The organism is Streptomyces sp. NBC_00442, assembly GCF_036014195.1.
GTDB lineage: Bacteria > Actinomycetota > Actinomycetes > Streptomycetales > Streptomycetaceae > Streptomyces.
Window position 1 is genome coordinate 5,666,990 of the sequence record NZ_CP107918.1, and the last position, 14,903, is coordinate 5,681,892.

Annotated in this window: 14 protein-coding genes; 7 read left to right on the forward strand and 7 right to left on the reverse strand. The window is 71.5% G+C overall.

Annotation, left to right across the window (positions count from 1 at the left end; genetic code table 11):
- Positions 1-115: 115 nt before the first annotated feature.
- The 3 genes from OG432_RS25410 to OG432_RS25420 form a co-directional block, all read right to left on the reverse strand.
- Entirely contained in the window at positions 116-1,021 is a 906-nt protein-coding gene (locus tag OG432_RS25410) for a phosphatase PAP2 family protein (RefSeq protein ID WP_328313275.1), read from the reverse strand.
- Between the two features lie 110 nt (positions 1,022-1,131).
- Complete coding sequence (locus tag OG432_RS25415; RefSeq protein WP_328313276.1) at positions 1,132-2,160, reverse strand: LacI family DNA-binding transcriptional regulator; 1,029 nt, start codon at positions 2,158-2,160, stop codon at positions 1,132-1,134.
- Between the two features lie 25 nt (positions 2,161-2,185).
- A complete protein-coding gene (locus OG432_RS25420) occupies positions 2,186-3,790 on the reverse strand; it encodes a glycoside hydrolase family 13 protein (protein ID WP_328313277.1) in 1,605 nt (534 codons plus the stop codon).
- 308 nt (positions 3,791-4,098) lie between these two features.
- On the opposite strand from OG432_RS25420, the gene OG432_RS25425 reads away from it, so the two are divergent.
- The 5 genes from OG432_RS25425 (at position 4,099) to OG432_RS25445 (ending at position 10,273) form a co-directional block, all read left to right on the forward strand.
- Positions 4,099-5,373: an extracellular solute-binding protein gene (locus tag OG432_RS25425; protein WP_328313278.1), complete on the forward strand. Its 1,275-nt coding sequence runs from the start codon at positions 4,099-4,101 to the stop codon at positions 5,371-5,373.
- An 81-nt stretch (positions 5,374-5,454) separates the two neighbouring features.
- Positions 5,455-6,447 (forward strand): carbohydrate ABC transporter permease, encoded by a 993-nt coding sequence (locus tag OG432_RS25430; RefSeq protein WP_328313279.1) that lies wholly within the window; start codon positions 5,455-5,457, stop codon positions 6,445-6,447.
- A gap of 7 nt (positions 6,448-6,454) precedes the next feature.
- Positions 6,455-7,306, forward strand: a complete 852-nt coding sequence (locus OG432_RS25435) for a sugar ABC transporter permease (RefSeq protein WP_328313280.1) — start codon at positions 6,455-6,457, stop codon at positions 7,304-7,306.
- Between the two features lie 238 nt (positions 7,307-7,544).
- Entirely contained in the window at positions 7,545-9,239 is a 1,695-nt protein-coding gene (locus tag OG432_RS25440) for a glycoside hydrolase family 13 protein (protein ID WP_328313281.1), read from the forward strand.
- On the forward strand, positions 9,224-10,273 hold the full coding sequence (locus tag OG432_RS25445) for a LacI family DNA-binding transcriptional regulator (RefSeq protein ID WP_443058451.1): 1,050 nt from the start codon (positions 9,224-9,226) through the stop codon (positions 10,271-10,273). The genes OG432_RS25440 and OG432_RS25445 overlap by 16 nt, the downstream gene beginning before the upstream one ends.
- Positions 10,274-10,295: 22 nt before the next feature.
- Here the strand turns inward: OG432_RS25445 and OG432_RS25450 are convergent, their stop codons facing one another.
- Complete coding sequence (locus OG432_RS25450; RefSeq protein WP_328313283.1) at positions 10,296-10,673, reverse strand: hypothetical protein; 378 nt, start codon at positions 10,671-10,673, stop codon at positions 10,296-10,298.
- A 149-nt stretch (positions 10,674-10,822) separates the two neighbouring features.
- Complete coding sequence (locus OG432_RS25455) at positions 10,823-11,590, reverse strand: SDR family oxidoreductase (protein WP_328313284.1); 768 nt, start codon at positions 11,588-11,590, stop codon at positions 10,823-10,825.
- 141 nt (positions 11,591-11,731) lie between these two features.
- Here OG432_RS25455 and OG432_RS25460 point away from each other — a divergent pair, with 141 nt between their 5' ends.
- A complete protein-coding gene (locus OG432_RS25460) occupies positions 11,732-12,598 on the forward strand; it encodes a helix-turn-helix transcriptional regulator (RefSeq protein ID WP_328313285.1) in 867 nt (288 codons plus the stop codon).
- Positions 12,599-12,634: 36 nt separating this feature from the next.
- Here OG432_RS25460 and cynS read toward each other — a convergent pair whose 3' ends face one another.
- Together cynS and OG432_RS25470 are read right to left on the reverse strand one after the other, a co-directional pair.
- Positions 12,635-13,105, reverse strand: a complete 471-nt coding sequence (cynS, locus tag OG432_RS25465; RefSeq protein ID WP_328313286.1) for a cyanase — start codon at positions 13,103-13,105, stop codon at positions 12,635-12,637.
- A 37-nt stretch (positions 13,106-13,142) separates the two neighbouring features.
- A complete protein-coding gene (locus tag OG432_RS25470) occupies positions 13,143-13,730 on the reverse strand; it encodes a carbonic anhydrase (RefSeq protein WP_328315234.1) in 588 nt (195 codons plus the stop codon).
- 153 nt (positions 13,731-13,883) lie between these two features.
- On the opposite strand from OG432_RS25470, the gene cynR reads away from it, so the two are divergent.
- A complete protein-coding gene (gene cynR, locus OG432_RS25475; RefSeq protein ID WP_328313287.1) occupies positions 13,884-14,780 on the forward strand; it encodes a transcriptional regulator CynR in 897 nt (298 codons plus the stop codon).
- Positions 14,781-14,903: the final 123 nt, after the last annotated feature.

Consider the following 14,903-nt stretch of genomic DNA (forward strand, 5'->3'; position numbering starts at 1 on the left):
CCGGACGGGCTGAGGTGGCCTGTGCTGGCCGGCACCGAGTAGCTAGGGGCGCGGGGAACTGCGCGAGACGCGGGCACGGCCCGCACTCGACACACTCGACAAGCCGGCCCGGGGGCTACGCGCCGGACGGGTGGCCCTGGCGGCGGCGCCGGAGAGGGGAACCCGGCCGCTTGGATTCGACCAGTTTCGGCAGCCGGTGAGGCAACGCGCCGTACCAGGCGCGCGAGACCAGCAGCCCGAAGCTCAGGCACAGCAGGCCCCCCACCGCGTCCAGCCAGAAGTGGTTCGCCGTGGACACGATCACCACCAGCGTGGCCATCGGGTAGAGCAGACCGAGGATCTTCGCCCAGGGAGCGGAGGCCAGTGCGAAGATCGTCAGGCCGCACCAGGTCGACCACCCGATGTGCATGGACGGCATCGCCGCGTACTGGTTCGACATGTTCTTCAGGTCGCCGGAGGCCATCGAGCCCCAGGTGTGATGCACCAGAACGGTGTCGATGAAGCCGCCGCCGTTCATCAGGCGGGGCGGCGCGAGCGGGGCGAAGAAGTAGCCGACCAGGGCCACGCCCGTCGTCGCGAAGAGCACGAGGCGGGACGCCGCGTAGCGGCCCGGATGACTACGGAACAGCCACACCAGAACACCGATGGTGATGATGAAGTGCAGTGTCGCGTAGTAGTAGTTCATGCCGACGATGAGCCATGTCACCGAATTCACGGCGTGGTTGACCGACTGTTCCACCGCGATGCCCAGGTGGTGCTCGACGCTCCAGATCCAGTCGGCGTTCCTGAGCGCCTGCGCCTTCTGTTCGGGTACGGCGTTGCGGATCAGCGAGTACACCCAGTAACTCACCGCGATCAGAAGGATTTCGAACCAGATGCGCGGCCGACGCGGACGGCGCAGGCTGCGCACCCGGGCGGTAAATCCATTTCGTCCGGGTTCGCTGGTCGTGGGTGAGGCCGACGGTCCCTTGGTTGGAGCGGCCGTCCGGCCTTCCAGAGTCTTCACGGTCATGTCACCCATAGGGAGAGAGTCTGCCAGATGCACATACCCCCCGCCGATCATCCTCCGGTCGGGTTCGTTCCGCACCCGCTACTCCCCAAGGACGATGTGCCCCCGGACGGGGCTCGGGGTCACGGCCCGCCGTGCGGGCGCGCGCCGGAGGTCGAACCGCGTACGACCAGCTCCGGCATGAACACGAACTCGCTGTGCGGTGCGGGGGTGCCGCCCACCTCTTCGAGCAGGGCGCGGACCGCGGCCTGGCCCATCGCCGTCACCGGCTTGCGGATCGTGGTCAGCGGTGGGTCGGTGAACGCTATCAACGGAGAGTCGTCGAATCCCACCACAGAGATGTCGCGCGGCACGTCGAGCCCCGCCTGGCGGGCGGCCCTGATCGCGCCGAGCGCCATCATGTCGCTGGCGCACACCACCGCGGTGCAGCCCTGGGCGATCAGCGCGGAGGCGGCCGCCTGGCCGCCCTCCAGGGTGTAGAGCGAGTGCTGGATCAGGGACTCGGCTTCGGTGAGGCTCAGACCGAGCCGGTCCTGCATGCCGGCCGTGAACCCCTCGATCTTGCGCAGGACCGGCACGAAGCGCTTGGGCCCCACCGCCAGGCCGATCCTGGTGTGACCGAGCGCCGCGAGATGCGTGACGGCGAGCCGCATCGCGGCCCGGTCGTCGGGGGAGATGAAGGGCGCCTGCACCTTGGGCGAGAAGCCGTCCACCAGGACGTACGGGACGCCCTGGGCGCGCAGCTGCTCGTAGCGCTCCATGTCGGCGGTGGTGTCCGCGTGCAGCCCGGAGACGAAGATGATCCCGGAGACGCCCCGGTCCACCAGCATCTCGGTGAGCTCGTCCTCGGTGGAGCCGCCCGGGGTCTGGGTGGCGAGCACGGGCGTGTATCCCTGCCGGGTCAGCGACTGGCCGATGACCTGGGCGAGGGCGGGGAAGATCGGGTTCTCCAGCTCCGGCGTTATCAGGCCGACGAGCCCCGCGGAGCGGCGGCGCAGTCGTACGGGCCGCTCGTAGCCCAGCACGTCGAGTGCGGCCAGGACGGATTCGCGGGTGCCCGCGGCCACACCGGGCTTGCCGTTGAGCACGCGGCTGACTGTGGCTTCGCTGACCCCCGCCTGGGCTGCGATGTCGGCGAGCCGTGCGGTCACGGGATTGGACTGTACCGGTCGCACGTCAGATTGCCCACCAGACCGCTGATTCGCCCGGCAGCACGGCCCGCGCGTCGTCGAACTCGACGGCGGCGCTGGTGAGCAGCGGCCGTCCGGGGAACGGGAGTTGGACCTCGCGGTCCAGGGTGTTCAGGGTGCAGACGAAGCCCGGACGGGCGAAGGCGAGCACGCCTTCGGGGGCCGGGAGCCAGTGCATCGTGCCGTCGCCGAGGCCCGGCAGTTCACGGCGCAGGGCGAGCGCCGCGCGGTAGAGCTCCAGGGTGGAGTGCGGGTCGCCGGACTGGGAGGCGACGCTCAGGCCCCGCCAGGCCGACGGCTGCGGCAGCCAGGGCGCGGCGGCGCCGAAGCCGTACGACGGGCCGTCCGCCGTCCACGGCAGCGGGACGCGGCAGCCGTCGCGGAAGCCGTCCTGGCCGGACGCGCGGTGGAAGGCGGGATCCTGGCGCACGTCGTCGGGCAGGTCCGTGACCTCGGGAAGGCCCAGCTCCTCGCCCTGGTAGAGGTAGGCGGAGCCGGGCAGGGCCAGGGTGAACAGGGTCGCCGCGCGGGCCCGGCGCAGGCCCTGGGCTCCGCCGCCGTAGCGGGTCACGTGGCGTACGACGTCGTGGTTGGAGAGCACCCAGGTAGTGGGGGCGCCGACCGCGCCGGTGGCGGCGAGCGAGGCGTCGACCGTCGCGCGCATCCGCTCGCCGTCCCAAGGGCAGGTCAGGAACTGGAAGTTGAAGGCCTGGTGCAGCTCGTCGGGGCGTACGTACAGGGCGAGCCGCTCGGGCGAGGGCGCCCAGGCCTCGGCGACGGCGATGCGCTCGCCGTCGTAGCCGTCCAGCAGCTCGCGCCAGCCCCGGTGGATCTCGTGGACGCCGTCCTGGTCGAAGAAGGGGAGCACCTGGCTGCCGATGAGCTTGGCCTGCTCCTTCGCGCCGATGTCGGGCAGGCCTGCCGCTTTGACCATGCCGTGCGCGACGTCGATGCGGAAGCCGTCGACGCCGAGGTCGAGCCAGAAGCGGAGCACCGAGTCGAACTCGGCGCGCACTTCGGGGTGGTCCCAGTTCAGGTCGGGCTGCTCGGGGGCGAACAGGTGCAGGTACCAGTCGCCGTCGGCGACGCGGGTCCAGGCGGGGCCCCCGAACACCGACTCCCAGTCGTTGGGCGGGAGTTGACCGTCGGGGCCGGTGCCGGGGCGGAAGTGGTAGCGCTCGCGCGCGGGTCCTCCCGCCAGCGCCGCGCGGAACCAGGCGTGCTGGTCGCTGGTGTGGTTGGGCACGACGTCGACGATGATCCGAAGCCCCAGCCGGTGGGCCTCGCGCACCAGGTCGTCCGCGTCGGACAGCGAACCGAAGAGCGGGTCCACGCTGCGGTAGTCCGCCACGTCGTAGCCGCCGTCGGCCTGCGGGGACGCGTAGAAGGGGGTGAGCCAGACCGCGTCGGCGCCCAGCTCCTTCACATACGGCAGCCGGGCCGTGATGCCGGGCAGGTCGCCGACGCCGTCGCCGTCGCCGTCCGCGAAGGAGCGCACGTAGACCTGGTAGATCACCGCGTCGCGCCACCAGCCGGCGGGCCGGCCGGCCCGGTCCTGGGCGACGGCGGGTGTCGTCAGCTCCTGCGTCATATGTGGTCCCCTTCGTATAACCCTGCACCTGCGGGATCGGCTGAATCAGCGGGATCAACGCCGATGGCCCCTCGAAAGTAACAGCCGTGCAAGGTCTTGCGGAAGCCTTGCAGAGATCCCGCAGGTGCGTGTGGACCAGCGATACCGCCTTTGACAAGGCGCACAACGGCAACCGTGCGGACACGCTGATGTAACGATCGACCGGCCTTGCAGAAATTCTTCGCAAGCTCTTTCGGTCGTCTTTCATCCTTGTTACGTTCCTGGCGATCCGGCGCCGTGACGGAACGGCACCCAGTGAAGGAGTTCTCATGCGACGTGGCATAGCGGCCACCGCTATCGCGGCGACCCTCGCGCTCGCGGCGACGGCCTGCGGCGGCAGCGACAGCGATGGCGGCACGGCGGACGGGCCGGTCACCATCACCTGGTGGGACACCTCGAACGCCACGAACGAGGCACCCACGTACCAGGCGCTGGTCACGGAGTTCGAGAAGGCGAACCCGAAGATCAAGGTCAAGTACGTCAACGTCCCCTTCGACCAGGCGCAGAACAAGTTCGACACCGCCGCGGGCGCCAAGGGCGCCCCGGACGTGCTGCGCGCCGAGGTCGGCTGGACGCCCGCGTTCGCGAAGAAGGGCTACTTCGTGCCGCTCGACGGCACCGAGGCCCTCGCCGACCAGGCCAAGTTCCGGCCCAACCTGATCAAGCAGGCCCAGTTCCAGGGCAAGACCTACGGCGTCCCGCTGGTCACCGACACCCTCGCCCTCGTCTACAACAAGGCCCTGTTCGCCCAGGCCGGCATCACCAAGGCCCCCGCCACCTGGGACGAGCTGAAGGCGGACGCCGCGCTCGTCAAGGAGAAGGCCGGCGTCGACGGCTACTGGGGCTCCACCGCCGGCTACTACGCCCAGCCGTTCCTGTACGGCGAGGGCACCGACACGGTCGACACCGCCGGCAAGAAGGTCACCATCGCAAGTGCCCCCGCCGTCAAGGGACTTGAGACCTGGAAGGGCCTGTTCGACGGTCCCGGCCTGCACAAGGCGGACGTCACCGCCGACGCGTACGCCCACATCCAGGACGCCTTCGTGAACGGCAAGGTCGCAGCGATCGTGCAGGGCCCGTGGGAGATCACCAACTTCTACAAGGGCGCCGCCTTCAAGGACAAGGCCAACCTCGGCATCGCCACCGTCCCGGCCGGCTCCACCGGCAAGGCCGGCGCCCCGACCGGCGGCCACAACCTGTCCGTGTACGCGGGCTCCGACAAGGCGCACGCGGCCGCCGCCATGACGTTCGTCAACTTCATGACCTCGGCCAAGAGCCAGGAGACCATCGCGCTGAAGAACTCCACGCTGCCCACCCGCGAGGACGCCTACACCGCGCAGGTCAAGGCGGACCCGGGCATCGCCGGCTTCCAGGGCGTGCTCCCCGCCGCCCAGCCGCGGCCCGAGCTGCCCGAGTACAGCTCGCTGTGGACCCCGATGGACACCACCCTGCCGAAGGCCGCGGACGGCAAGGAGTCCGTCGCCGACGCCGCCAAGAGCCTTCAGCAGGACATGGCCAAGCTGGTTCCCGACTTCACCAAGTGAGCCCCGCCGCCGGGCCGTTCCCCACCCGGGGGCGGCCCGGCGGCACGCACGTCCGCCGAACTTCCCGGAAAAGGTGTCGAGATGACCGTTGCCGTCGATGGCGCGGCCCCCACGAGCGCGGCCACGGCGCGCCCGGGGCCGCGGGAGCGCCTCAGGCGGTCCTGGCAGAAGCACTGGTACGCGTACGCGATGGTCGCGCCGATCGTCGTCGTCCTCGGCGTCCTGGTGCTCTATCCGCTCGTCCAGGGCGTCTACTACACGCTCACCGACGCCAACAGCCTCAACTCGGCGCGCACCATCGGCGCCAACCACATCGCGGGCACCTACGAGTTCGTCGGCCTGCACAACTACGCGGACATCCTGTGGGGGCCGACCGCCTGGGACCGGTTCTGGTCGCACTTCATCTGGACGGTGGTGTGGACCGTCGCCTGTGTGACCCTGCACTACGTCATCGGGCTCTCGCTCGCCCTGCTGCTCAACCAGAAGCTGCGCGGCCGCACCTTCTACCGGATGATGCTGATCCTGCCGTGGGCGGTGCCCACCTTCGTCACCGTCTTCTCCTGGCGCCTGATGCTCAGCGACTCCGGCATCGTGAACACCGTGCTCGGCACGCTCCACCTGCCGCAGCCCGAGTGGCTCGAACAGCCGCACTTCCAGCAGCTCGCCGCGATCCTCGTCAACACCTGGGTCGGCGTCCCCTTCATGATGGTGTCGCTGCTCGGCGGGCTCCAGACGATCCCCGCGGAGCTGTACGAGGCCGCCGAGATGGACGGCGCGAGTCCCTGGCAGCGCTTCCGCCACGTCACGCTGCCGGGCCTGCGTCCCGTGAGCGCCACCGTCGTGCTGCTCGGCATCATCTGGACGTTCAACCAGTTCGTGATCATCTTCCTGCTCTTCGGCAACGGCGGCGCCCCCGACGCCCAGATCCTCGTCACCTGGGCCTACCGGCTCGGCTTCGGACAGCAGCCCCGCGAATTCGCGCAGTCCGCCACCTACGGCGTGCTGCTGCTCTCCATCCTGATCGTCTTCTCCTCCCTCTACCGTCGCTGGCTGGCCCGCAATGAACAGGTCTGATGCCCCCATGACCACCAAGGTCGTCTCCCGGGACCACGGCCGGCGCCGCACCGCGGTCCTGTCGCACCTCGCGCTGTGCCTCGCCAGTCTCGTCGCGCTCTTCCCGATCGTGTGGCTCGTCTTCGTCTCGCTCGGCCCCGACAAGGACGACTACCTGCACCCGGGCCGCATCTGGTCCAAGCTGTCCCTCTCCAACTACGCGTTCGTCACCGAGCACACCAAGTTCTTCACCTGGCTCGGCAACACCGCCTTGATCGCCGTGCTGACCTGCGTCATCGGCGTGATGTTCGCGGCGACCACCGGCTACGCGGTCTCCCGGATGCGCTTTCCCGGCTACAAGAAGCTGATGTGGGTGCTGCTCGTCACCCAGATGTTCCCGATCGCCGTGCTGATCGTGCCGATGTACCAGATCCTCGGCGACCTCGGCCTCATCGACACCTACGGCGGCCTGATCCTCGTGTACTGCTCCACCGCGGTGCCGTACTGCGCGTGGATGCTCAAGGGCTACTTCGACACCATCCCGGTCGAGATCGACGAGGCGGGCCGCGTCGACGGGCTCAGCCCGTTCGGCACCTTCTTCCGGCTGATCCTGCCGCTCGCCCGGCCGGGCCTCGCCGTCGCCGCGTTCTACACCTGCCTCACCGCGTGGGGCGAGGTGGCGTTCGCCTCCACCTTCATGCTCGACGACAGCAAGTACACGCTCGCCGTGGGCCTTTCCAGCTTCGTCAGCGAGCACGACTCCCAGTGGAACTACATGGCCGCCACCGCCGTGCTCATCGCCATCCCGGTCTCCGTCATCTTCTACCTGGTGCAGAAGCACCTCGTCACCGGCATGACCGCAGGCGCCACCAAGGGCTGAGCCGGGCTCCGCCCCGGCTCCGCAAGCACCAGGTATCTAGGGGGTGTCTGGTGGATCAGGGCCGGGGGCGCGACGCCTGGCACGGCACCTCGCGGCGTTGCCGAAACGCCCCGATAGCTCCGCTATCACGACGTTCCGGCGCCTTGCGATGCACCGCACCAGACGCCGCGCCCTGACCGACCCTGATCCACCAGACACCCCCTAGGGGGCCCGTGCTCCCAGACCCCGTTAGGACGACATGCCCCAGCACATCGCTGCCCCCCGCCCCCAGACCACCAGCACCCAGTGGTGGCGGGACGCCGTGATCTACCAGGTCTATCCGCGCAGCTTCGCCGACGGGAACGGCGACGGCATGGGCGACCTCGACGGCGTGCGCGCCCGGCTGCCCTACCTGCGCGACCTCGGCGTCGACGCCGTCTGGCTCTCGCCGTTCTACGCCTCGCCGCAGGCCGACGCCGGATACGACGTCGCCGACTACCGGGCCATCGACCCGATGTTCGGCACCCTGCACGACGCCGACGCGCTGATCCGCGACGCCCACGAGCTGGGCCTGCGCATCATCGTGGACCTCGTGCCCAACCATTCCTCCGACCAGCACGAGTGGTTCAAGCGGGCCCTCGCGGAAGGCCCGGGTTCACCCCTGCGGGCCCGCTACCACTTCCGGCCCGGCAAGGGCGAGGACGGTCAACTCCCGCCCAACGACTGGGAGTCCATCTTTGGCGGGCCCGCCTGGACCCGTACCGAGGCGCCGTCAGGCGATGGGGGCACCTCCCAGCCGGAGGCTGGGGGAGAGTGGTACCTGCACCTCTTCGCCCCCGAGCAGCCCGACCTCAACTGGGACCACCCCGCGGTCGCCGACGAGTTCCGCTCCATCCTGCGCTTCTGGCTCGACATGGGCGTCGACGGCTTCCGCATCGACGTCGCCCACGGCCTCGTCAAGGCGCCGGGCCTGCCCGACATCGGCGGCCACGACCAGCTCAAGCTGCTCGGCCACGACGCCATGCCGTTCTTCGACCAGGACGGCGTGCACGAGATCTACCGCTCGTGGCGCACCATCCTGGACGAGTACGACGGCGAGCGCATAGCCGTCGCCGAGGCGTGGACCCCCACGGTCGAGCGGACCGCGAACTACGTACGCCCCGACGAACTGCACCAGGCCTTCAACTTCCAGTACCTGGGCGCCCCTTGGGACGCGAAGGCGCTGCGCGACGTCATCGACGTGTCGCTCGCCGCGATGCGGCCGGTCGGCGCCCCCGCCACCTGGGTCCTGTCCAACCACGACGTGACCCGGCACGCCACCCGCTTCGCCAACCCGCCGGGCCTCGGCACCCAGCTGCGCACCCCGGGCGACCGCGAACTCGGGCTGCGCCGGGCCCGCGCGGCCACCCTCCTCATGCTGGCCCTGCCGGGCTCGGCCTACGTCTACCAGGGCGAGGAGCTGGGCCTTCCCGACGTCACCGACCTGCCCGACGAGGTGCGCCAGGACCCGTCGTTCCTGCGCGCGGCCGGCCAGGACGGGTTCCGCGACGGCTGCCGCGTCCCCATCCCGTGGACCGTCGAGGGCACCTCGTACGGCTTCGGCAGCGGCTGCAGCTGGCTCCCGCAGCCCGACACCTGGGGCGGCCTCAGCGTCGAGGCGCAGACCGGCGACGCGGACTCCACCCTTGAGCTGTACCGCCGGGCCATCGCGGCCCGCCGCGCCCACCCGGGCCTCGGCGCCGGGAGCGACGTCGAGTGGCTGGAGGCGCCCGACGGCGTGCTCGCCTTCGCCCGCGAGGGCTTCGTGTGCACGGTCAACCTCACCGGACGCCTCGTATCGCTGCCGGTGCCCGGCCGGGTCGTCCTGGCCAGCGGCCCCTTCACGGTGGACGCCGCGGTGGACGGCGACCACGTCGAGCTCCCCGGTGACACGACGGTGTGGTGGACGGTGTGAGCCATGCCGCGCAGCCGGGCGGCCCGCGCCTCGCCGACATCGCGGCCCAGGCCGCGGTCAGCGAGGCCACCGTCAGCCGTGTGCTCAACGGGAAGCCCGGGGTCGCCGATGCCACCCGGCAGCGGGTGCTCGCCGCCCTCGACGTCCTGGGCCGCGAGCGCCCGGCCCGGCTGCGCCGGCGCAGCGAAGGGCTGATCGGTCTGGTCACCCCGGAGCTGACCAACCCGATCTTCCCCGCCTTCGCCCAGGCGGTGGAGCAGGTCCTCGCCGGCCACGGCTACACCCCCGTCCTGTGCACCCAACTGCCGGGCGGGGCAACGGAGGACGAGCTGGTCGAGCAGCTGGAGGAGCGCGGCGTCAACGGCATCGTGTTCCTTTCAGGACTGCACGCCGACACCTCCACCGACCCGGCCCGCTATCTGGCCCTGGCCGAACGGGGCATCCCCTACGTCCTGGTCAACGGCTACAACGAAGCGCTGCGCGGCCCGTTCGTCTCGCCCGACGACCACGCGGCGATGCGGATGGCGGTGGGCCACCTCGCCGACCTCGGGCACACCCGGATCGGCCTCGCGATCGGACCGCTGCGGTACGTGCCCTCCCGCCGCAAGTGCGAGGGGTTCACGGCCGCGCTGGGCCAGCGGCTCGGCCTGCGCGAACCGGAGGCGGCGGCCTGGATCCGGCCCACCCTCTACAGCGTGGAGGGCGGCCAGGTGGCGGCGGGCGCCCTGCTCGACCAGGGCTGCACCGGCATCGTCTGCGGCAGCGACATGATGGCGCTCGGCGTGGTGCGCGCCGCGCGCGAACGCGGCCTGACGGTGCCGGGCGACGTCTCGGTGGTCGGCTTCGACGACTCCCAGCTCATCGCCTTCACCGACCCGCCCCTGACCACGGTCCGCCAGCCCGTCCAGGCCATGGCCACGGCCGCCGTCTCGGCCCTCCTGGAGGAAATCGCCGGAACCCCGGTCCAACGCACGGAGTTCGTCTTCCAGCCGGAGCTGGTCGTGCGGGCATCGACGGCGCGCGTACGGAAGTGAGCGGGAGCGGCCCGGCCGGTACTCACCGGATGAGGACGCTCCCGCCCTCCGTCTCCAGGGCCCGGCGGCCGGCTGCGACGAAGTTGTCCAGCTTGCTCCGTACGTGGTGCAGGAGCTCGGGGCCGGCGGGCTGCCGCAGAGCGGAGACGAAGGATTCGCTCCCGGCCCGCAGTCGTACGCACTCCGCCACGAAATCGGCGACGTCGTCCCCCTCGATGTAGAGGTCCTCGCTCGCGCGTCGAGGCAGGAAGCGGGCGCCCGAAGCCTGGGCGGCCTCCGATCCCCATACGGTGGTGCGCCGGCGCTCCGGGCCGCCCAGGTCCCGCCCACAGGGCGGGTCGTCCAGCAGCGTCCGCCTTCCGTCGGCTCTCCTCCTGTACGTGTGCACCAGCAGGCTCATCCCGGCCCCCCCTCGTCACCGAGCTGTACATCCTGGCCTCCGCGGCGGACAGCAATCGAGGTCGAGCACCACAGGGCATCCGTGTCCTCACGGGCGCGCGGTCCTCGTGGTCACCGGGCGTGGTCACCGGGCGTGGCCACTGCGCGTGTTCACTGCGCGCTCGCCGCGGGACGGACGACGATCTCGTTGACGTCGACCTCGGCCGGCTGCGCCACGGCGTACGCGATGGCGGCGGCGATGGCGGACGCGGGGAGCGCCACGGCGCGGTAGGCCTTCATGGCCTCCCGTGCCGCGGGATCGCTGATGCCGTCGGCGAGTTCGGACTCGGTCACGCCGGGGGAGACGAGCGTGACGCGGATGTCGCCCGCGGACTCCTGGCGCAGCCCCTCGGAGATCGCGCGCACGGCGAACTTGGTGGCGCAGTACACGGCGGCGGTGGGCGAGACCTCGTACGCGCCGACGGAGGCGATGTTCACGACGTGCCCGCCGCCCTGAGCGCGCATCGTGGGCAGCGCGGCGGCGATGCCGTGCAGCACCCCGCGCACATTGACGTCGATCATCCGGTCCCACTCGTCGGTCCTGAGCGTGTCCAACGGTGCCAGCGGCATCACCCCGGCGTTGTTGACGAGCACGTCCAGGCGGCCGTAGCGCTCACGGGCGGCGGCGACGAACGCCCGGACGTCGTCGGCGTCCGTGACGTCGAGGCGCCGGAAGGCCGCGGTGCCGCCCGCGGCGGCGATCTCCTCGGCCAGGGCGGCGAGCCGGTCGGTGCGGCGCGCCCCGAGCAGCAGACGGTGGCCGTCCGCGGCGAGACGCCGCGCGGTCGCCTCGCCGATCCCGCTGCTCGCCCCGGTGATCGCCACGACCTTGGCCGCGCCGGCACGTTCAGCCGCGGTTCCTGCTTCTGTCCCTGTCATGGGTGGGGTCCCTTGTCCTCGGGTGGGGGAGTGCTCCGTCCCGGCCGAGTCTTGGCGAGCACCACACCCCCCACCAGGGCGAACGCAGCCTGGGTGCGGCACACCCAGGCGGCCGTCCCGTCCGCCGCCTAGCCTGGGCGCATGAGCGACCGCCACCCGACCGACAACCCGCTGGGCGAGTTCCTGCGCGCACGCAGGTCGGCCGTGCGGCCGAGGGACGTCGGCATGGTGAGCCACGGCGTGCGCAGGGTCGCCGGGCTGCGCCGCGAAGAGGTCGCGGTGCTCGCCGGGATGAACGTGGACTACTACACCCGCCTTGAACAGGGCCGCGAGCGCCACCCGTCGGCGCCCGTACTGGACGCGCTCGCCGACGCCTTCCGGCTGGGCCCCGACGCTCGCGCGCACCTGCACCGGCTCGCCGGGACCACCCCGGGCAACCGGATCACCCCCGCCACGGACCGCGTGAGCCCGGCGCTGCGCCAGTTGATGGACGCGTATCCGGGCGCCCCGGCATTCGTCGTCAACGGGGCCCTGGACATCCTGGTGGCCAACGCCCTGACCGAGGCGCTGCACGCACCCTTCGCGCGCGCGGACAACCTGGCCCGCATGGCCTTCGCCGACCCGGCCGGCCGGGCGTTCTACGCCGACCGGGACCACACGGCGCGGGCCGTGGTGGGCCATCTGCGCGCGACGGCCGGCCTCGACCCGGACCACCCGCGGCTGCGGGACGTCGTGCGCGAACTGACCGGACACAGCGCGGACTTCACCCGCCTGTGGAACGCCCACGAGGTGCAAAGCAAGACCCAGGACGCCAAGCACCTGCTCCACCCGGACGTCGGGCCGCTGACCCTCACCTACCAGGCGTTCGACGTGCGGGCCGCTCCCGGCCAGCAACTCATCGTCTACCAGGCCGAACCCGGCAGCCCCAGCGCCCAGGCCCTGCGCCTGCTCGGCTCGCTGCACGCGACCGCGCCGCGGCCGCCGGCGGAGCGCTCGCCCGAGCGGTGAGGCCGTGCGTCCGCACGGACACGGCGGCCGGTGGGCTCAGAACGGCTTGGTGGGAAGGTACTTGCCGTCCAGCGTGATCACGGCGCGCTCGCCGCCCTCGGGGTCCGCGACCTTCTTCACGTCGAGCCTGAAGTTGATCGCGCTGATGATGCCGTCCCCGAACTCCTCGTGCACCAGGGCCTTCAGGGTGGTGCCGTACACCTGGAGCATCTCGTAGAAGCGGTAGATCGTCGGGTCGGTGGGGACTCCTCCCGGGATCGAGCCGCGGCTCGGGACCGTCGTCAGGAGCGGCGCCGCATCGTCGTCGAGCCCGAGCAGGGCGGCGACGGCCCGCGCCGAGTCGGCGGGCAGCGCGTGCTGGCCGAGCACGGCGGCGGTCACGAAGGCGACGGAGAGGCCCGCGGCATCGGCGATCTCCCGCCACGAGAGGTCCTTGCGCAGCTTCGCCTCGACGGCGGCGACGGCGAGGTCCTGGCGGGCGGTGGTGTCGTACTGGGACTGGATCATGAGGGTAACTCCTGTGTGGTGAGGGCTAGTTGCGGTGTCAGGCGAGGGTGCGGGAGTGCTGGGCGGTGTCGAGTTCCTCGATCCTGCCGGTGGGGATGTCGTAGACCCAGCCGTGCAGCGTGAGGCGCCGCTCGGTCAGGGCGCGGGCCACCGAGGGGTGTGTCGCCAGGTTCGCCAGCTGGGCCCGCACATTGCCGCGGACCAGGGCCGCCAGGTCCGTAGCGGCGGCGTGGGCCGGAGCCGCGTCGGCGTGCCGCAGCCAGTCGGCGATCGCGGGCATCGTCGCGAGGTCGTGGTGCTCGGCCAGCGCCGTCATCGCGCCGCACGCGGAGTGGCCGCAGACCACGACGTCGCCGACGCCGAGGACGGAGACGGCGTACTCGATGCTCGCCGCCACACCGTCCGGGCCCGGGGTGTACGCGGGCACCAGGTTCCCGGCCGTGCGGATGACGAACAGCTCGCCCGGCTCGCTCTGGGTGATGAGCTCGGGCACCACGCGGGCGTCCGAGCAGCCGATGAACAGCGTGCCGGGACGGTGGGCGCCGGCGAGGCGGGCGAAGAGGTCCGTCTTGGCGGGGAAGACGTCGCGCTGGAAACGCGCGACGCCCTCGGCGAGGTCATGCAGGGGGTCCGGCATGGTCACTCCCTTCGATGGCGGTCAGCCGGCCCCCTCGGGGTCGACAACGCCCACCCTGCATGAGCTGGACCTATAGCGTCCAAGACGCAGTTTCCATCTCTGCTATTGGTCTCATCTATGGTCGGGCCTACAGTGGGTCGTATGGCTCCCGAACTGCGTCATCTGCGCTATCTGCTCGCCGTCGCCGAGCAGGGCAACTTCACCCGCGCCGCCGAACAGCTGCGGATCTCCCAGCCCACCCTGTCGCAGCAGACCAAGCAGCTGGAGCGCACCGTCGGCGTCCAGCTCCTCGACCGCACCGGGCCCGCGGTGCGGCTCACCGACGCCGGCGAGGCCTACGCGCACTACGCGCGGCGCGCCCTGCGGGACCTGGCCGCCGCCGAGCGCGCCGTCCTGGACGTCGCCGACCTCACGCGCGGCAGCCTGCGCCTCGCGGTGACCCCCACCTTCACCGCGTACCTCGTCGGGCCGCTCGTCGCCGAGCTGCACGCCCGCCACCCCGGAATCACGGTGGACGTACGGGAGCTGGCGCAGGACCGCATCGAGGCGGAACTGCTTGCCGACCGGCTCGACCTCGGCATCGCCTTCCACGGCCCGCACCTGCCCGGCGTCGCCGCGACCCCTCTGTTCACCGAGTCCCTCACCCTCGTCACCCGCGCCCCCGCGCCGGAGCCCGCCGTCCTCACGGCGCGCGACCTGGGTGAGTGCCAACTCGCCCTGCTCAGCGGTGACTTCGCCACCCGGGAACACATCGACGACTACCTCGGCCGGCACCGCGTCACCCCGCGCATCGCCGTCGAGGCGAACTCGATCCAGGCGCTCACCGAGATCGTCCGCCGCACCCCGCTGGCCACCGTGCTGCCCGACGCCGTCACGCACGAGCACCCCGGCCTCGCGCCCGTCGCGCTCGATCCGCCGCTGCCCGCCCGCACCGTGACCCTGCTGCGGCGCGAGAGCGGCTACCGCAGCGCCGCGGCCCGGGAGTTCACCCGGCTCACCCGGGAGGTCGTCCGCTCCCGCGGTTACGCCCCCGCCTGAGCCGGCCCCGCCGACCCGCCGCCCACCGACCCGCCGCCCGCCGACCCTATGACCCTTCGACCCTTCGGCCCGCCGGGCGGTGCAACTCCTTGCAGAACGGCAATCCAGCGCCCCGGATTCTGC

What these genes read in the sequence shown, in the direction of transcription:
- OG432_RS25410 (WP_328313275.1), bottom strand. Translation starts at nt 1,021, where the DNA reads ATGGGTGACATGACCGTGAAGACTCTGGAAGGCCGGACGGCCGCTCCA.
- OG432_RS25460 (WP_328313285.1), top strand. Translation starts at nt 11,732, where the DNA reads ATGAGCGACCGCCACCCGACCGACAACCCGCTGGGCGAGTTCCTGCGC.
- cynR (WP_328313287.1), top strand. Translation starts at nt 13,884, where the DNA reads ATGGCTCCCGAACTGCGTCATCTGCGCTATCTGCTCGCCGTCGCCGAG.
- OG432_RS25425 (WP_328313278.1), top strand. Translation starts at nt 4,099, where the DNA reads ATGCGACGTGGCATAGCGGCCACCGCTATCGCGGCGACCCTCGCGCTC.
- OG432_RS25440 (WP_328313281.1), top strand. Translation starts at nt 7,545, where the DNA reads ATGCCCCAGCACATCGCTGCCCCCCGCCCCCAGACCACCAGCACCCAG.
- OG432_RS25455 (WP_328313284.1), bottom strand. Translation starts at nt 11,590, where the DNA reads ATGACAGGGACAGAAGCAGGAACCGCGGCTGAACGTGCCGGCGCGGCC.
- OG432_RS25435 (WP_328313280.1), top strand. Translation starts at nt 6,455, where the DNA reads ATGACCACCAAGGTCGTCTCCCGGGACCACGGCCGGCGCCGCACCGCG.
- OG432_RS25420 (WP_328313277.1), bottom strand. Translation starts at nt 3,790, where the DNA reads ATGACGCAGGAGCTGACGACACCCGCCGTCGCCCAGGACCGGGCCGGC.
- cynS (WP_328313286.1), bottom strand. Translation starts at nt 13,105, where the DNA reads ATGATCCAGTCCCAGTACGACACCACCGCCCGCCAGGACCTCGCCGTC.
- OG432_RS25450 (WP_328313283.1), bottom strand. Translation starts at nt 10,673, where the DNA reads ATGAGCCTGCTGGTGCACACGTACAGGAGGAGAGCCGACGGAAGGCGG.
- OG432_RS25430 (WP_328313279.1), top strand. Translation starts at nt 5,455, where the DNA reads ATGACCGTTGCCGTCGATGGCGCGGCCCCCACGAGCGCGGCCACGGCG.